Here is a 17,690-nt window from a genome sequence, read left to right as displayed (position 1 = left end):
TTAAACGGGATAAAAGTATGAAAATAGCCGATTTGCAGGTATTTCTTACTGTGGCAGAGTTGCAATCGATAACCGCTGCAGCTAAAAAGCTGGATATGAGTTCGTCTGCTGCGAGTGTGGCATTAAAACGTATTGAGCTTTCACTTGGTGCGCAGCTTTTTGTACGTAATACACGACAGTTAAGATTGTCTCCTGAAGGTGAACGTTATCTACCACTATGTCAGCAGGCGTTGGGGTTGTTAGAGCAAGGTCAGATGGTGATCAATGACGAACAGCAGTCAATTACTGGTGAAGTTAAAATGGCTATGTCTTCAGAGATGGGGCGCAACTTAATGCGGCCTGTGCTTAATGAGGTGATGGCGCAGTATCCCGCACTCACTTTACGTTTGCATGTTAGTGATAGTCGAGTAGATTTTTATCGCGATGGAGTTGATGTGGCGTTGCGCGCAATGACTAAAACTGCGGTGCAAGAGCTCAATCTATATGGCTTTAAGATCTGTAACATTCCCCATTTTTTGTGTGCCGCTCCTGAATATATTGCCAAGCACGGCAGCCCGTGCACGCCAGAAGAACTGTCTTCTCATAATGCCCTACTCTATAAGCTATATGATGTCATGCATGATAGCTGGGAGCTGTACTTAGCGGATGAGAAATTTAAGGTAAAGGTTAACAGTGATCGTGCGGTTAATGATGGCGACATTGTACGGCGTTGGTGTGTCGATGGTGTTGGTATTGCCAAAAAATCAGCTATTGATGTTTCGGGTGATCTGCTTAGCGGGAAACTGCAACGTGTTATGCCTGAATATCGCATTCCTGTAACTGAGATGTGGCTGGTGTTGCCTAGCAGACAGTTAATCACTCCTGCAATTCGCCTTATTCGTGATGCACTGAAAACCAAGGTCAATACGCTTAGACAGCAGTTAATATTTGATGGTGTACTCAACGAACATGAGTGGCCTGAGTAATTGAATCTACAAGAGTAAGTAATGAAACAAAGGCTCCACATACAACGCGGCGGTATTTACCGTGTGGTAATTCTGCTTGCTAGGGAGCTTTGGCTGCTATTTTTGGTGATCTTTGCCTAGCGGTTAATGGTAGGAACAAATTTACACAGTTTTGCACTGTGATTAAAATAGCTAGCTATAATATTAATAATAGAGGACAAAATTCATTTAAATCATGATCATTAGTGCTCCTCTATTTTTTTATTTATACCAGTAACTGAGTCGTTATGAGTAGGAGTAAAACAAAACATGCGACGAAATCAAGGATTCACACTAATAGAGCTAGTCGTTGTGATAATTATTCTCGGCGTTATTGCCGTTATTGCTGTTCCGCGATTTGTTGACATCAGTGAGGATGCCAAAGCAAGTACCATGCTCAGTGTTGGTGGGGCTATGGAGTCTGCGTTATCGCTTTTGCACAGTAAGGCGGTGATTGAAGGAAAAGATACCGGTGTAGACGAAATTACCCTTAGCGGTGTACAAGTGCCACTTCTTAACGGTTATCCTGCTGTAAATGGGCAAGACTCTTTTGTGCAACTTAATACACAAGTGCAAGTATGGTTTAGCATCGATTCGGTCGGGAAAAACGTCATTCAGTCAGATCCTGATGCAGCCCTTTTCTTCATAGATAAAGCATCTGGTCTTAACCAAATATATATATTTTTTAGTGATGCCCCCACTTCAGGTAACCGTACTGAGTATGGATGTCAGGTGCGTTATCAGAACACTCAAGATGATGGCCCTTCGGTTCGCGTGCTAACCAATGAGTGTTAGTTCGGTCATATATTTTTAATTAATATAGGCTGGTCTTAATTGATATAAAACCAGCCTTATCTAAACGTTGGCATATGATTATGACAAGAAAGTAATCACACTGTGTTAGTCGCTCAGTATGGTTACTTTAATTGGCACTTATCCAGTTATCGACTTTATTGCTAACTAACTCTGCAGATGACTCGATAAACCAGTGACCACCTGGAACCGTTTCAACTTGGCCTTTATTCAATGCCATAACCTGCTTTAGCCATTGTTCACCATGGAACCAAATATTTTTATCTTTGCCATAGATGAACAGCAAAGGGGTGCCAAAATCTTCTACTGCGACACGTTGTGGTAGATCGTCAGCTAAAATATCATTCCATAAATGCCAATATGGGTATGTCATACGCGGATCAGGACGTAAATCGGCGGCTTTTTTATTTGGATCGACATCTTCTTCTAATTTTAAAATATTTTCAGCGGTATAAAGTGTTAATTTTTCACCAAGAAATTCAGGCAAAACCCACGCAACGGCAAGAGCAAAGGTGTATTTTAAATTGATAGTGGGCGATTTTTCGTTGCCATAACTGCCAATGTCTAACAAGATAAGCCTATCGACCAAGTCATTTTTTGCAAGATAATGAGAAGCATAAGTTGCGCCCCAATCGTGCGCTAACACGGTCACTTTATCTTTACCTAAACTTTTAATAAACGCGTCCATTATCATGCGGATCTGCGCAATATTGTAATGTGGTCTTTGTCCGCTGTCTTTTAACTCGAATCCCGGCAAAGTAAAGCGGGCAATCGTATAATCATTTTTGAAATATTCAACTTGTTTGTCCCAAAGCTCTAAGCTGTCTGGGTAACCGTGGACCATGACGATGGCCTCTTCTCCTTCGCCATCAATGTTAACTTCAAGGTTTTTTACTATTAAAGGTAGGTTCTTTTGAAATTCGTCATCTGGCATTGGCCCAGTAAACACAAAAGTGCCTGCGAGATACAAAATGGGAGACAGTACAACTAATATGACCACAAAGGTCCAAATTAATATTTTTTTCATACATATCCATTTTTATATTGAAGTACAGTTTTTAAACACCCTTCTGGCGTTTAAATGCTAATAAATAAAACTGCCGATTAGAGTTATTACTCTAATCGGCTAAATAATAACCCTAATTACGTGGCTATGAAAAGAGCTTTCGTTAATAATGTAAAAGTTAACGCCGGTTAACTGCTGCAAGTTATGTAGTTACTCTGTTTAAAGCGTTATAGAAAAATGTATTTAGCTAAACTGAGCGACTTTGGCCTCAGTAATATTGTAATGGCGTGTGAACGTCGGGTTGACGACGACATTGTTGATGGGCGTCTATATCTATATCTATGTCTATTTATAGTTTGACCTGCTTTTTATTCCATTTTTATATCTATAACCTCACAAATAACCGCCCTAATGCTGCGTTTAAAGGCGGCTAATGTGTGTTTTTTTATTACCAAGCAAAGGTTTCAATAACGTTTTTCTTCGCCATTGGATTATGCTCGATGTGCTGATTAATCGTCTCTAAAAAGGGTTTACGTATTTCAGGCCATACACCACGCATTGAAGCAATATTGTTGCCGTGATCGCCCCAGTAGTAGCAAGGGAAATCGTGCATGTTTTCGAGTAGATATTTTTCCTCTTCTAAGATCTGTAAAGGCGTTGGTAGCGTAAATTTACCTAGTTGTACTTCGCGTTCTAATGCACTACCTGGTTGAATAGCTAGCGCCATAGGCGCAATCGCATCCGGTTGCATAATATTGAGCAAACTAGTCGTGTTTTGTGCGTGCTCTATTGACCGCTCACGACCACCCAATCCAAATATAAACGAGGCAAGAACCTGAATATTTGCTTCACGCGCCATTTCCATACCTTGTATGGCATGTTCACGAGTCATGCCCTTTTTGATACGCTCTAAAACAATAGGGTCACCGGATTCTAAGCCAGAGTATGCAGTGGTTAATCCTGCGCTACGTAGTTCTTTTAGCTCTGAAATACTTTTACGACGAAAATCGTTAAAGCCGGAATATAATGCCAGGTGTTTCAATTCTGGAAAAGTCACTTTGATTTTATCTAGGATCGCCAACAACTTTTCGGTGCGCATAGCCATTACGTTGCCATCAATTAAGAAAATAGACTCGACCTTTGGGTAGATGATGCGGGCTTGTGCTATATCCTTAAAGATGTCGTTTAATTCGCGTACTTTGAATCGCTTGTCATCGAACATGGTACAGAATGTACATTGGTTGTTGCTACAGCCGAATGTGGTTTGGATTAATATGCTATCGGCTTCCATCCAAGGGCGATAAATTTTACCTTCATAATGCATGATAAGCTCCTCAGCTTTGCTTAATTTCAATGCCGACAGCTTAGATGTTTAACGTTTTGTTTATAATGCCTCTGATATTGAATTCAGTCTTAAGGTTTTGTTTATAATCAACTCAAAAAAAAGCTAGGGCAACCCTAGCTCGTTTTATTTAAATGTTTGTTACCAATAAATAATTAGCTTACCTGCTTTTTCTCTAACAATGACTCTATAACTGCGACTAGCTTTTGGTTTTTGCTTTTGTTCATTGCATCAGGGTGTGGCGCGGTAAAGTGCCCTGAATCATTATCAAAGTATTGCCCTGTTGCTTCGGCAAACTTGTCTGACAGTGCCGCTTGATGAAGAATATCTGCACCTATGCTTAAATCGTTTCCTTCTACGCCGTATGCTTCTTTGACTAACTTACTACCAAGGAACGACGCAGGATTAACCGCTACAACTAGTGGCCCCTTGTCTTTTAGCTGGTTAGCAAGGTGTGCCGACCACATGGTAATTGCTAGTTTGGTTTGTGCGTATATTTGGTCATCGCTAGCGTTGGCATTTGAGCTAACCAACGCATCTAGGTTGACTGCCGCTTGTGCTCTAGAAGATAAATTGACTATTCGGCCTGAGTTATCGAACAATGAAAGTAATCGCTTTGTTAGTAGGTATGGGGCAATGGTATTGACTACAAACCTAACATCTAGTTTGTCTGTAGTGGTTACTGTAGGCACCTTATATACGCCAGCGTTATTGATCAGTACATCTAGGTGTTGATGTCGTTGTTTCACAGTAGCAGCTAATGCTTCTACATCGGCTAAACTCGATAAATCAGCAATATAGCCTTCTACAATGGCATCTGGCGATAGTGCCTTAAGCGCGGCTTTCACTTTATCAAGTTTTTGTGGATTGCGGCCATGGATCAAAACATGGTGCCCGTCAGTAACCAATTTTTTTGCTGTCTCAAAGCCTATGCCATCGGTAGCGCCTGTCACTAAGATTGTTTTCATTACTTGTCTCCGGTTGTCCCATGTCTATTTGTTGTTTAAGGATACTAAATAATGGCTCAATCTATTATTAATAAAATCTTAATACTGATTCAGTGTTAGTGCTTATTATCAAATTTAAACCAATGTTTAAAATGTGCAATATTGAAAATAACAGAGGTAATGAGCCATGAAAGCAACCGTAATTAATAAATTTGGTGGTACTGAAAACTTTAAAATAGCTGAACTTGCTAAGCCAAAAGTTAAACCAGGACACGTTGTTATAAAAATTGCCGCATCGAGTGTTAACACTATAGACATGATGCTGCGTGACATGGGTGAATCTTTGCCATTTCATCCACAATTACCTGCTGTGTTAGGAATGGATTTTGCGGGTACGATTGACGCTATAGGTGATGGTGTAACTGAATATAGTGTTGGCGATGAAGTTTATGGTTGTGCCGGCGGACTTGCAGATCTTCAAGGTTCATTAGCTGAGTATATGCTTGCAGATCCAGCTCTTATAGCACATAAACCGGCCAATATTTCTATGCGTGAAGCCGCAGCTTTACCGCTAGTGGGTATTACAGCCTATGAAGGTTTAATGCGTGCTGGAATATCAGCGGGCCAAAAAGTATTAGTCCATGGTGGTGCTGGTGGCGTTGGCCATGTTGCGTTGCAACTTGCGCAACACTTTGGTGCCGATGTATATGCTACTGGCGCTGCAGGCATGCAAACTGACTTAATCAGCAAGCTTGGCGCAACTGCAATTGATTTTAAATCTGAGTCAGTAGCAGCTTATGTTGAAAAATACACATTGGGTACTGGGTTTGACGTAATTTTCGACTCAGTAGGTGGCGCAAACTTAGATAATTCAATTGAGGCGGTAAAACTAAATGGACAAATTGCCACAACCTTAGCCATGCATGAACAAGACATAACGATGATGCATATGAAAGGACTGTCTTTGCATGTGGTATTCATGCTGTTACCCATGATCCACAACGTCGGCCGCGCAGAACACGGTAAAATCTTAAAAGCTTTAGCTAAAGTTGTTGAAGCTGGTGAACTTAAACCTGTACTTGATGTTGAAGTTTATTCTCTTGAGCAAGCGGGTAAAGCACATGATCGCTTAGCAAGCGGAAAAGCAATTGGTAAAGTAGTGGTTAATATTTAATTACTACAGTATTAGTTATATGGCCTACTTTATGTGGGCCTTTTTGCTACCTATTGCAACCGTGTTGAGGTGACTATGTCATTGTTTTCCACTACGTTAAAACTCATCATTGAACGCACACTTCCCCTCACTGTTGGTTTGTTTGCCATCATGTTAGTGCAATTGGTGGATTCTGTTTTCATCGGTATGCTCGGACTTGAACAATTAGCGGTTCATGGTATTACGTTACCTTTTCAGGCGGCGGTTACAGGCGTGCAAGTAGGTATAGGTGTAGCGGCAACCTCAATTATGTCTTATGCATGTGGCTCACAAAATACTGAAAAAGCTCGAGCAACAGCTACGATAAGTGTTGTTTGGGGTACTGTATTTATATCCTTGATTTGTATTATTTTATGGTTGCTAGAAGCCGAAATTTTTAGTGCTTTTGTATCATCAGATGTCAGCGCGCAGCATTTGCATACATTGGCACAGACTTTTAAATTGTATTGGCCATTTTGGTTGTTAAGTACCGTTGCGGTGGCTGCCCTGTATTTACTAACGTGCGTGTTCCGTGCCAATGGCGATACTAAAACGACTGGGCGGATGTTTTTACTTGCCAGTCTCATTAACCTGATCCTTGATCCTGTGCTGATATTTTTATTGGATATGGGCATTATTGGCGCTGCTATAGCATCCACTATTGGTTATGGTTGTTGCGCTATATATATGTTTATTAGTGCAAAGCGCAAATATTGGCTGAATACGATGGCGACTTGTTTTACAGCTAGGTCCATTATTGTTCAGTTGGTACGTATCAGTGGCGCTACGGTTGCTAATCAACTGTTGCCTTCAGTCAGTGCTTTTATTTGTATACTGCTTATTGCTCGCATTAGCACCGAATCCATTGCTTTTTGGAGTCTGCTTGTCCGCTTAGAAAGCTTTTTACTGGTATTTACCTTAGCGCTCACCATGTCGGTTCCGCCTATGGTTGGTCGGTACTTAGGTGAGCTGCGCTATAGCAAAATTAACCAGTTAATTATGTTGACCAGTAAATTGCTAATGCTTTTTCACCTTTTTATAGCGTTGGTTATGGTGTTGAGCGCAACATGGCTTGTTCCGCTTTTGAGCAATGATCTGGTGATCAAAAACTGGTTTAGTATTGCGATGTGGGTTATGCCATTTAGTTACGCACCGCTGGGGTTATGTATGTTAGTGGTATCTGTACTGAACGCTGTTGGCGAGCCTAAACAAGCTTTAAAAGTGTCTATTGTTCGGTTATTTATACTCTATGTACCTGCCATTTGGGTTGGCGCTTCAACCGGGGTTATTAATAATGTGGTTTATTCGGCATTCATTGCTAATGCCTTAGCTGGTGCTTATGCTTGGTTAACCCTGAAAAGGTTAATGATTACGCCGAGCTCAACGACTAAATATATAAAAGCTTAAGGATTTTAATTAATGAACATCGAGCACCTGCGCTTATTTGTACGCATCGCTTTTACTCACAACATTAGTCAGGCTGGTAAAGAGTTAGGTTTGTCTGCTCCGGTTGCAAGTATGCACATCAATAAGCTTGAAGAAAACATGGGGGCACGGCTAATCCATCGAACCACTCGTAAAGTCTCGCTCACACAAGAAGGAGAAGCATTTCTGCCCTATGCTGAGGAGATTTTAAGCAGTATTGATGCAGCACAAGCAACCATAGGGAGTGGCAAAGCTTGTCCTAAAGGGACATTGAGGATCACCGCGTCAGCCTCCTTTGGTCGTATGCACCTAATGCCCGCTTTGAAAGGCTTTTTGACGCAATACCCTGACTTAGCGGTTGATATTAGGTTGACCGATTCTATGGTGGATTTAGTTGAAGGAGGCTTTGATGTTGCTATCCGTAATGCTGATTTAAAAGACTCCACTTTAATTGCTAGAAAGCTTGCAACAGATAAACGCATTATGGTGGCTTCACCAGGTTACATCGCTTTACATGGCAAACCTAAATTTCCGGCAGATCTAAAAGCCCATTTGTGTATCAACCAAACGGGACTAGAGTCTTGGGTATTTGATACCCCAGAGGGGGTTGAGCACATTAAAGTGAAAGGTAAAATCAAAGTTGATCATGGCGAAGCTGTTAGAGACGCCGCTGTTGATGGTATGGGGATCGCTATGTGTGCGACTTGGATTGCCTACCAGCAGCTACGAGATGGCTCGCTTGTACAAGTGTTAGAAGAGTATCCTCTTATTGACCACTCAGCAATTTGGGCTGTTTACCCAAGCTCAAGACAGTTAGCACCCAAAGTGCGTGCCTTTATTGATTACTTTGCCCAACGATATGGCACCCCACCTTATTGGGATTAACCCTGCGACACAACCTATCACTTTACCCAATACCTGTGGGCATATCTGCATCGCTGTGGCCTATTTGATATGTGCTACGATTAAACGGTTCCCCCTTCTCTTCTATAGGAATCGTAAGCTATGCTCACTAGCAATAAGCAGTATATTTCCATTTTGAGTGCGCTATTTTTGGCAATGGGCTGCACGCCAGAAATAGAGCCCGCTTCAAACAATATAAGCAACTACCAAGGCACTGCAAGTATCACCCAAGGTCTTGCAAAATCGGTAGTTTCTAATCTTTTTGAATGTAAAAGTGGGCGCAGCAGAGTTGCAGGAATAGGCGAGGTAGTCGATTCCGCTGGTAATGTATGGACGGTCCCTGCTAAAAACCTATTTACTACAGCAGCTAAGGCAAGCGATTTATATGAAGAATGTGCAAACATAACTCCTACAAGCCTTGCTGATGTGGATGTCACCGCGGTGCCTGTGGTAACAGTTGATTCTGACGGAGATGAGATCACCGGCTACATTTTTGCTGACAACTACTTTGAGTTATACATTAACGGCATTTTTGTCGCAGTAGACAGCGTCCCCTTTACACCTTTCAACGCGAGCATTGTTAAATTTAAAGTGAACAAGCCTTATACCATTGCTGTTAAAGTGATTGATTGGGAAGAAAACTTAGGTTTAGGAACAGAAAATAATCGCGGCAAGGCCTACCACCCTGGTGATGGTGGTTTTATTGCCAGCTTTAGTGATGGCACTGTCACAGGCAGTGGTTGGCAAGCACAAACATTTTATACAGCCCCAATTTATGACTTAAATTGCTTAAGCGAAGCTGGCGGCCAGCGTTTATCTGCCAGTTGTACTGTAGAAGGAACTGACCACGGTGAAAATGCTTTTGCAGCCCACTGGCAAACGCCAAACAATTGGATGAACGAGCAATTTGACTCAACCTCTTGGCCACAAGCATCATTATATTCAGAAGATGAAATTGGGGTGAACAACAAAAAATCTTATATGAACTTTATTGATAAATTCAGCGGTGCAGGCGCCAGCTTTATTTGGTCAACAAATGTGGTATTAGACAATGAAGTTATACTGAGGTACCAAGTTAAATAAGGCATTATAATCTTGCGCCTTTTGGGTCGACTTGTACTAAAACGCTGTATTTAGTGGGTTGGCTAAAGTGTATGACTTGAGCCTTTAGATTTGCATACAAGCTCCAACTAACAATGATTTAGCCTATTTTAGTTGGAGGCTTAAAATGTGCGATTGCAGGCAATGTGGGTAGTTAGTTGTATTCGCTTATTGAAGTGGTCAACTAATCTTGCATCCAGTCTAAATTCGGTAGTGCGTCTAAATGCTCAGCATAACGAGTGTCATTAAAAGAGGCATTATTGTTGACAACATCTACTACCTCGATAGCCAGTGCGCATGCCATCCACTCTATTGCTTCTTCTCGCGGTGTACCAGTCATGACTAAACGCATCAAGGTTTCTTTCACTTTTTTTGGCTTACCGTCAACGATTTGGTTTTCGACTGTTTCAATCAGTGTGTCTTCAGTCATGTAGCTATCTTGCTGTTGATCCATTATCAGTACTCTGTAAGTTATATGGCGCCATTATGTCGTAAACATAGTGCTAGCAATAGAGTAAACCCCCAAAAAAACTGAGTTTAGTTAGTTATTGTAGTTATGACAGTGGATTTAAACATGTGGACGCAGCAAGTCGCAGCGTTTTCGCGCTCAAACTTTAACAGTAACTTGCTTTAGGTTCATACCTGTAAGGTTTACATTTAAGTTTTTGATTGAATAGTAATTCCAAACTGTAGGAGCAACGAGCCTAACAGCTGGTTTAATGAGGCTTAGACAAACTAGTACAGCTAAGTGCTAAGCCTCATATAATTTAAATATCGATTAGTTTGATGAACGATTACTGATTAAGAATCTCGTAATTCTCTACGTAAGATCTTGCCCACATTTGATTTTGGCAATTCGTCTCTAAATTCAAATATTCGTGGGTTTTTATAACCGGTAAGATATTTTCGACAATGTTTCTTTATGTCCTCAACGCTAACATTGCCTTTGCGAACAATAAATAATTTTACTTTTTCACCGGTAACATCATCAGGAATACCAATGGCTGCTGCTTCAAGGATATTGGGGTGAAGTGTAGCAACTTCTTCAATTTCAGTTGGAAATACATTGAAGCCTGAAACCAGGATCATATCTTTTTTACGGTCTTCAATATAAAAAATGCCGTTATCATCCATTCTGCCAATATCACCAGAGCTTAACCAACCTCCAGCATGCATTACTGCACTTGTTTCTGCTTCTTGTTGCCAATAGCCCTTCATTACTTGTGGGCCCTTAATTTGAATTTCTCCAATTTGATTGGCGGCTAAAGGTTCATTATCATCATTAACAATACGCATTTCTGTGCTCGGTAAAGGAACACCAATAGCTGAAACAAACGATTGCTGTTGATGAGTACCACCCGCAACGACCGGAGAACACTCAGTTAAACCATAACCTTCGATAATAGGCATTCCTGTGAGCTCTTGCCAACGGTCAGCAACATGTTTTTGTGTTGGCATACCACCGGCAATACTGAAGCGAGCCTGACTAAAATCCAATGCTTGAAAACCTGGGTGGTTATTTAAGCCATTAAATAGCGTGTTTAAACCAAACACCATAGTGAACGGATATTTACTTAAATCAGCTACAAAACCATCCATATCTCTTGGATTGGTAATGAGCAAGTTTGTACCACCGATAAACAGCATAAACATCATGCTTACTGAATTAGCAAATATATGATAAAGCGGCAAAGGTGTTACTGCACATTCCTTATCATGTAGCGTTCTTGGACTAAAGTGAGCATAAACCTGTAGTACGTTAGAAATAATATTACTATGAGTTAACATCGCCCCTTTAGCTTGGCCTGTAGTGCCACCGGTATATTGGAGGTAAGCTAAATCATCTACCGTTATTTTTGGATCGATAAAGGGCAGTTTTTTACCTTCGGTTAGTGCTCTTCGCAAAGAAATAGCGTCAGGTATATGATATTTAGGAACAATTTTTTTTACGTGTTTGATAACAAAATTGACCAAAGTACGCTTATGAATGGCTAATTCATCCCCTATTTTGGTCAAAATAACATGCTTAATATTAGTTTCGCCCAATATTTGTTGTAGGTTATTACCAAAATTAGTTACGGCAACAATAGCACTGGAACCTGAGTCGCGTAATTGATGTTTTAACTCTCGAGGAGTATAAAGCGGATTAACATTAACAATAACTAGCCCTGCTTTTAATGCCCCTAAAATCGTGATCGGATATTGTAATAAGTTTGGCATCATTAAGGCGATTCGCTCGCCTTTTTTCATTTTTAGCTCAGATTGCAGATAAGCAGCAAAGGCGTTACTTTTACTCTCAAGATCTTGATAGGTTAAACTATGCCCCATATTTACATAGGCAGCTTTTTTAGCTTGTGAACTAAAAGACTCTTTAAACAAATCATTGATATTGTTATACATACTTGCATCGATTGTTGAGGGAACATCCTCAGGGTATTGCTCTAACCACGGTTTGTTATTTATCATTTTAGCCATCATTAATATTGTTTACACTTTACTGTTTTAAATTTACTTATGTCATTTGTGTAAAATAATAAATTGAATTCAACGTATTAACTACTGTTGTTTGCATCTGCAAAGCGGCTAATTTCTCGGAGTGTGACTCGCCACTGTTTTATCAATTTTTACTTTATTCTTTCTTTGACAATAAAAATGCGTTCTGACCCTGAAACTCTATGAGCTTCTAGCTATGGCACATGCAATTTTTGAGTAACTATATACAAATAAATCAGGTCTTTAAGGTATTTTTGCGACGGCAGTTAACCGCAGTTGTTTCATTCAGTGTCTCAGTTATGGCGTGAGTACTGTTTTGCATACTAAAAATCGTCAGCTGTATACAAAAAGCCCTAATATTTAATCCAATTTGATTATGGCAAAGACTGATAAAATTTAAGCCTATAAAAGTATATTTAATAGCAAAATATTGCTATTAAAATAATTGTTCATCACGTCAACTAAAAGTACGTTTTTGCTTCAAGTAGCCATTTTTATTAGTTCTTAGCCATGAAAATTTTTGCTCCAAAATTTATGTTTCTCGCCTCACAAGGCATTTTCGACTGAGAATAGATCATCTCAATTGACAGGTTTACACGGGTTAGAATACGAGTACCTGTTTAAATGTGCCAAGTAGTCTGTTTGCGCAGATGATACTTTGGGGTTTTGCGCATTCACTGATGGATGGGTTTGATATGGTTTATGGAGGACTAAGGTAGGCCATGTGCAAAACAGTCACATTAATCAACAACCTGATGATTTAGGTGATGGACAGATGAAACGAGCTTGAGCTTAATTGTTTGTATGACTGTAACAAGTGTAAGTGAATCAAAAAGTACCAGTAAACACACGGGATCAACTTTGGTATTTTTGAATATATATACGTCAATATTTTTATAAATGGTACAGGGTTTAAACGATACGACTATAACCGCACCATGTTAATTATTGCTATAGGAGGACTTAAAAAATAATACAAACGTGAATTAGCGCAACCTACTTAAATAAATAATGCACACAAACTAAAAAGGTTTTTATAAAAAATTGATTTTGCCAACTGTTACTTTTTAAATTACAGACCTGTAGCCAATACTTTGATAGTTCTATGTGAATATTTATTATTATAGACATAGACTGCTTAAATCTCTTTAATTAGATAACAAAAACCAAGGTCGGCGTGCTTTTCACTCAGATTAAAATATAGTCTTTTATATGTGAACTTACGTTGATATTTAATTTAAGCCACTTTCCAACCGCCTTACACTGCATTTTTAATAATAACTTACCCATAGTGCAGACCAGGCCAGCAAGCTGCTGTTAGCATTGTGTTTTTTTGAAAAGCAAAAACAAATTTAGCACGTTAAAAACTGTGTTATTACCTACTTATTTAGTGTTTAAACAAGCTGTTAACTTGCTCACATTAATAATCTAAATACCTCGCAGTTTAACTTGGCCGGATAATTCATTGATTTAGATCAAGGTTTAAAATCACTTCATGTTTAGAGTGAAAACATGTTTAGAGTAATTACTCTAAAGTGGTTTTTAACTTTAAACGAAATTAAAAATAGTTTGTAAATTTAAGATTATTCGAACACCAAACATACATCTTTCTTATAAATAGTTTCGCAAGTTGAAACTGTAGATTGCTAAATTACATGCTCTCGGAGGCATTATGGACATTCCAGTCTGGCAATATTTCGTAACAATGACAGGTTATATAGTTTTACTACTTGTTTTGGTTGAAGGCATGCGCCGTACGCCAAGACTAACCGCCGCTTTTTGGCTACTTTCGTTATTAACAGCACCACTATGGGCCGATCAACTTGACGGATGGTTCCGTTGGGCTAAAACCGTGAGTGTATTAATCCCAACGGCGTTAGTTGTTGGGGGGGCACGTATTGCATGGCTATATCATGAAAATCCGCACAAGGTACTACAATTTTTCCGTGGCGACTGGGTTTTAAAAGTCCTCTATGCAGTGTTGTTTTTAAATATTGCAGAAGCAACATTAAAAGATCTTGTCACTGGTAACTACTTTAATGGCATTTGCGGCATCATTCTTTGCCTTACTATTCCCTTTCCACGTTACAAAAATGGTAAACGTGTCTATTGGCTTATCGGTAAAGATAAACCCAATGATTTACTGTTCTATTCAACCGCGTCATGGAACTTCCTTTACACCACTTGGAATTTACTCTTTGTATTCGGTGAAAACCCAGCGTATTTCGCAAGTTCATTCTGTATTTTAATGGCAGCAGAGCTATACCCTCTTATTAAAGGCCGGCCAGAACTTTACATAATCTCTCGGGTTTACACATTGGCATTCCACATTTTAATCCGTGCAAACAGCGACATATTTACACCTCTAATGGATTCAAGCAGCTGGGCTAACGACAACGTGTTGTATTACTGGGGTGTCATAAACCTTGCACTGCACATACCTTTCGCCATTTGGTACTTCAGCAAACAAAGAAAAAATGGTGAGCCACCTTTTGGTGAGAAATCTCCACCACCATTAAAAGCTGACTTACAAATTGCTCAAGATAAAAAATTAGCAACAGCCTAATCACCTCTACCGAATACCACAGCGGTATTCGGTAATTACAACTCGAGACGTTGTTATGAAACATAAACTAATAACATTATTCAGTGCGATGTTTGCGTTAATGATGATAAGCATCGCCAGCGTTGCAAACGCTGACTATTCAATAGCGCATCAAGTCGAAAGCCAACCTTTGCCTGGGCAAATTTGGCAAGGCACCAGAGATGGTAAGCCTGGTGAAGGTAGCTTGTTCTATCGAATGGAGTTTGCTGAAAACAACCTTGTCAGTGTCACTAAACAATCTGGTGGCTTTAATAAAACAGAAAACCAACGATGGGAGCAAACAGATACTGGCGTGGTCATTACCAGTCAGGCTGGTGATGAAATTATTGATTTCGATGGCGCTACCCTAACCTACGTTGATAGCGAAGAAATCCGTTTCACGTTAGCAGATGACGGATTTAACATTCACCAATGGTATGAATACCGCGCTTATGGGCACGTCTTGCTTGTGCTATTTGGCTTGATGGCATTAAACGAACTTTGTCGTCGCTTCAAATGGAGTAATTACGTTATCTTTTTTATCTTGCCTATTGCCTTAATCCCGCTTTGGTCAAGCTATGAAATCACCTACTGGTTTAAATGGGTAAAACTGTACTCAGTTGTAGGTGCTGCCGCTTTATTTACATTAATCCGTTTTACTAAAGTCGGTGACATGAAATGGGCCAAATTTGGTGCTGCTGCATTTCTAGCCATCAATATTACAGAAGCCGTGATGCAAGACTTTAGTATGGGCAATCTTGCCAACATCCTTAATGCGATAGGTGGTGTGTTATCTATTATCACCCTAGCTGGATGGGCGAAAATATTCTCTGACAAAAGTAAAGAACAAGACATGATTTGGCCTGCAATGACCACATTCTGGATTATTGCCTACGATGTTTGGAATATTGTCTTTGTTTACCTCAATTTCCCAGGTTCTGCTACGGCACAGCTAATGGTACTGATATCTGCAACCTTACCTGCATTGTTTATTAAAAAAGGCACTTGGTTACAAGCTAGAGCTTTCACTTTAGCAGGCTCGTTCATGTACTACTTCAGCTGCCCATTTATGTACGAAAGCAATGTTGTCCCTATGCCTCGTAATGATGAGCTAATGCTTGCGGCTGGCGCAGCTAGTTTCATCATTAACTCAGCATATGCGTATGTATTCTTTAGTAAAAGATATACCAACTCACGTTTAATGGCTGGTACTTACCCGAATTCGTAGATCCGTACAAGGTACTGGTGAAATAGATCTCAGTACCACGAGGACTCACCCTCACCGTTTTTGATTATCAATAGAATTAAACAAAAAAATAATGGAGTTACCATGAGAAATAACATCTTAAGTATGGCAATACTTGCTTCAATGACATCTGGTTTAACTTACGCAGCTGATACTGGATCCGACATCGATATGTCTAACCCAACGGATGTTTATACTTCGGTAGGGGCATCCTACGGTAGTGAAGGCCTGAACTTTAAAAGTCAGTTAATGCTGTCGGAAAAAACGGCTGATTCGGGACAAAAAACCGGGATCATTTTTGAAGCAAAAAATATTTTCAATGAAGGGGATAAAAGCCCGCAATTTACAGGCATGGTCGAACATCCTGATTATGGCCTTATACCAACGTACAATGATTTGGCCAGTAATCGTTCTTTCCGTTTACGTTACGGAACAATCAACACCACAAACGGCGTAGGTTGGTCTGTTGATGCCGTGCTAGCTGACCATCCTTTTTATGGCAACATGGCTGTAGTGCAAGCTGGTCCAGTGATGACGATTCCGGTAACCGATAGCTTTTATATTTGGCCAATTCTATACGCTGGTGCCGTTGTTATGGGCGATAACATGCAAGAAATGACAGGCACTGAGTTACCTATTAGCAGCAGTGGAATTGATGTTCCATCACTGGTATTAACAGGTATGGTTTATGCTCGTTATGCCTTTAACGATAACTGGTGGATGCTATTAAGCACTTCTTATACTGAAGAAATGCAAGGCAAATCTTGGCATGACGAAATCATTGATGGCGGTTTGCAAATGGCTAGCTTTAACGGTGAATTGTCATTGGCATATCAAATGAACAATCGACAAAACGTGCGCGTGAACTATAAAACAGACAATAGCGACAGCACCGATGATAGTTATTGGATTGAATACAATCACGCTTTCTAGCCAGTAGCTTGTTAATTAATGCCCCGAATACTCTTTTGCTGTCAATATATCACCCTATTAGTATTGGCAGCTTTTTTAATCCTTATTGGAGGATGACATGTTTAAACGCATTATTACCACAACGAGCTTAGTGTTAGTGTGTGCCAGCGCATCAGCTGCAATTGATGTTTCTGGTGTCGAAGTGCCAGAACAAGTGACTTTAAATAATAGCGCTATGGTGTTAAACGGCGCTGGTGTTAGGAGCAAGTTTTTTATCGACTTATATGTTGGTTCTTTGTTTACCACCACTACCAGTACTGATGCTCAGCAAATCATTAATAGTGAGTCACCTACAGCAATTCGGCTTAATATCACTTCTGACATGATTACATCAGAAAAAATGATCGATGCTTTAGATGAAGGGTTTGAACGCGCAACAAATGGTAAAACTGAGGCAATTGATGACAGCATTAAATCCTTAATCCATTCTTTTTCTGCCCCAATTAAAGATGGCGACCAATTCACCTTAATGAGTGTGCCTGGTGAAGGCGTTATTAGTTATAAAAATGGCAAGCAATTAGCTGTTATATCAGGTGACGACTTTCGTAAAGCTGTTCTCAGTGTCTGGTTAGGAAAAAAGCCAACTGACAAAGGCTTAAAGAAATCTATGCTAAAAGGATGAATTGAGGCGTAATAAGCAGCCCAGCTCAGTTTCTCGAGCGACTACATGCTACAGCTCGAAA

At 40.0% G+C, this 17,690-nt stretch carries 15 protein-coding genes; 10 read left to right on the top strand and 5 right to left on the bottom strand.

Annotation, left to right across the window (positions count from 1 at the left end):
* Window positions 1-17: 17 nt before the first annotated feature.
* Complete coding sequence (locus RGE70_RS09495) at window positions 18-965, top strand: LysR family transcriptional regulator (protein WP_310471221.1); 948 nt, start codon at window positions 18-20, stop codon at window positions 963-965.
* A 288-nt stretch (window positions 966-1,253) separates the two neighbouring features.
* A complete protein-coding gene (locus tag RGE70_RS09490; protein ID WP_310471220.1) occupies window positions 1,254-1,778 on the top strand; it encodes a prepilin-type N-terminal cleavage/methylation domain-containing protein in 525 nt (174 codons plus the stop codon).
* Between the two features lie 127 nt (window positions 1,779-1,905).
* Here RGE70_RS09490 and RGE70_RS09485 read toward each other — a convergent pair whose 3' ends face one another.
* From RGE70_RS09485 to RGE70_RS09475, 3 genes are all read right to left on the bottom strand, one after another.
* Window positions 1,906-2,823, bottom strand: coding sequence for an alpha/beta fold hydrolase (locus RGE70_RS09485; RefSeq protein WP_310471219.1), 918 nt, complete (start codon window positions 2,821-2,823; stop codon window positions 1,906-1,908).
* Between the two features lie 427 nt (window positions 2,824-3,250).
* Complete coding sequence (locus RGE70_RS09480) at window positions 3,251-4,126, bottom strand: radical SAM protein (RefSeq protein WP_310471218.1); 876 nt, start codon at window positions 4,124-4,126, stop codon at window positions 3,251-3,253.
* 173 nt (window positions 4,127-4,299) lie between these two features.
* Entirely contained in the window at window positions 4,300-5,112 is an 813-nt protein-coding gene (locus RGE70_RS09475) for an SDR family NAD(P)-dependent oxidoreductase (protein WP_310471217.1), read from the bottom strand.
* Between the two features lie 166 nt (window positions 5,113-5,278).
* On the opposite strand from RGE70_RS09475, the gene RGE70_RS09470 reads away from it, so the two are divergent.
* The 4 genes from RGE70_RS09470 (at window position 5,279) to RGE70_RS09455 (ending at window position 9,694) form a co-directional block, all read left to right on the top strand.
* Window positions 5,279-6,265 carry a zinc-dependent alcohol dehydrogenase family protein gene (locus tag RGE70_RS09470; protein ID WP_310471216.1) on the top strand — a complete coding sequence of 329 codons (987 nt, stop codon included), beginning with the start codon at window positions 5,279-5,281 and terminating at the stop codon, window positions 6,263-6,265.
* A gap of 75 nt (window positions 6,266-6,340) precedes the next feature.
* Entirely contained in the window at window positions 6,341-7,690 is a 1,350-nt protein-coding gene (locus RGE70_RS09465; RefSeq protein WP_310471215.1) for an MATE family efflux transporter, read from the top strand.
* 12 nt (window positions 7,691-7,702) lie between these two features.
* A complete protein-coding gene (locus RGE70_RS09460) occupies window positions 7,703-8,593 on the top strand; it encodes a LysR family transcriptional regulator (protein ID WP_310471214.1) in 891 nt (296 codons plus the stop codon).
* A 120-nt stretch (window positions 8,594-8,713) separates the two neighbouring features.
* Complete coding sequence (locus RGE70_RS09455) at window positions 8,714-9,694, top strand: hypothetical protein (protein ID WP_310471213.1); 981 nt, start codon at window positions 8,714-8,716, stop codon at window positions 9,692-9,694.
* Window positions 9,695-9,896: 202 nt separating this feature from the next.
* Here RGE70_RS09455 and RGE70_RS09450 read toward each other — a convergent pair whose 3' ends face one another.
* Both RGE70_RS09450 and RGE70_RS09445 read right to left on the bottom strand, forming a co-directional pair.
* A complete protein-coding gene (locus RGE70_RS09450; RefSeq protein ID WP_310471212.1) occupies window positions 9,897-10,166 on the bottom strand; it encodes a hypothetical protein in 270 nt (89 codons plus the stop codon).
* Between the two features lie 347 nt (window positions 10,167-10,513).
* Window positions 10,514-12,190, bottom strand: a complete 1,677-nt coding sequence (locus RGE70_RS09445; protein WP_310471211.1) for an AMP-binding protein — start codon at window positions 12,188-12,190, stop codon at window positions 10,514-10,516.
* 1,687 nt (window positions 12,191-13,877) lie between these two features.
* Between RGE70_RS09445 and RGE70_RS09440 the strand changes: the two genes are divergently transcribed.
* From RGE70_RS09440 to RGE70_RS09425, 4 genes are all read left to right on the top strand, one after another.
* Window positions 13,878-14,771 (top strand): hypothetical protein, encoded by an 894-nt coding sequence (locus RGE70_RS09440; RefSeq protein ID WP_310471210.1) that lies wholly within the window; start codon window positions 13,878-13,880, stop codon window positions 14,769-14,771.
* Between the two features lie 55 nt (window positions 14,772-14,826).
* A complete protein-coding gene (locus RGE70_RS09435) occupies window positions 14,827-16,017 on the top strand; it encodes a DUF5692 family protein (RefSeq protein ID WP_310471209.1) in 1,191 nt (396 codons plus the stop codon).
* 102 nt (window positions 16,018-16,119) lie between these two features.
* The gene (locus tag RGE70_RS09430) at window positions 16,120-16,968 is read left to right on the top strand and encodes a hypothetical protein (RefSeq protein ID WP_310471208.1); all 849 of its coding nucleotides are present in this window, start codon (window positions 16,120-16,122) and stop codon (window positions 16,966-16,968) included.
* 97 nt (window positions 16,969-17,065) lie between these two features.
* Window positions 17,066-17,629 (top strand): chalcone isomerase family protein, encoded by a 564-nt coding sequence (locus RGE70_RS09425; protein ID WP_310471207.1) that lies wholly within the window; start codon window positions 17,066-17,068, stop codon window positions 17,627-17,629.
* Window positions 17,630-17,690: the final 61 nt, after the last annotated feature.

This window comes from Shewanella youngdeokensis (assembly GCF_033180165.1).
Classification (GTDB): domain Bacteria; phylum Pseudomonadota; class Gammaproteobacteria; order Enterobacterales; family Shewanellaceae; genus Shewanella; species Shewanella youngdeokensis.
Note: the sequence above shows the minus strand (reverse complement) of the source record. Positions and strands in the feature narration are given on the sequence as shown.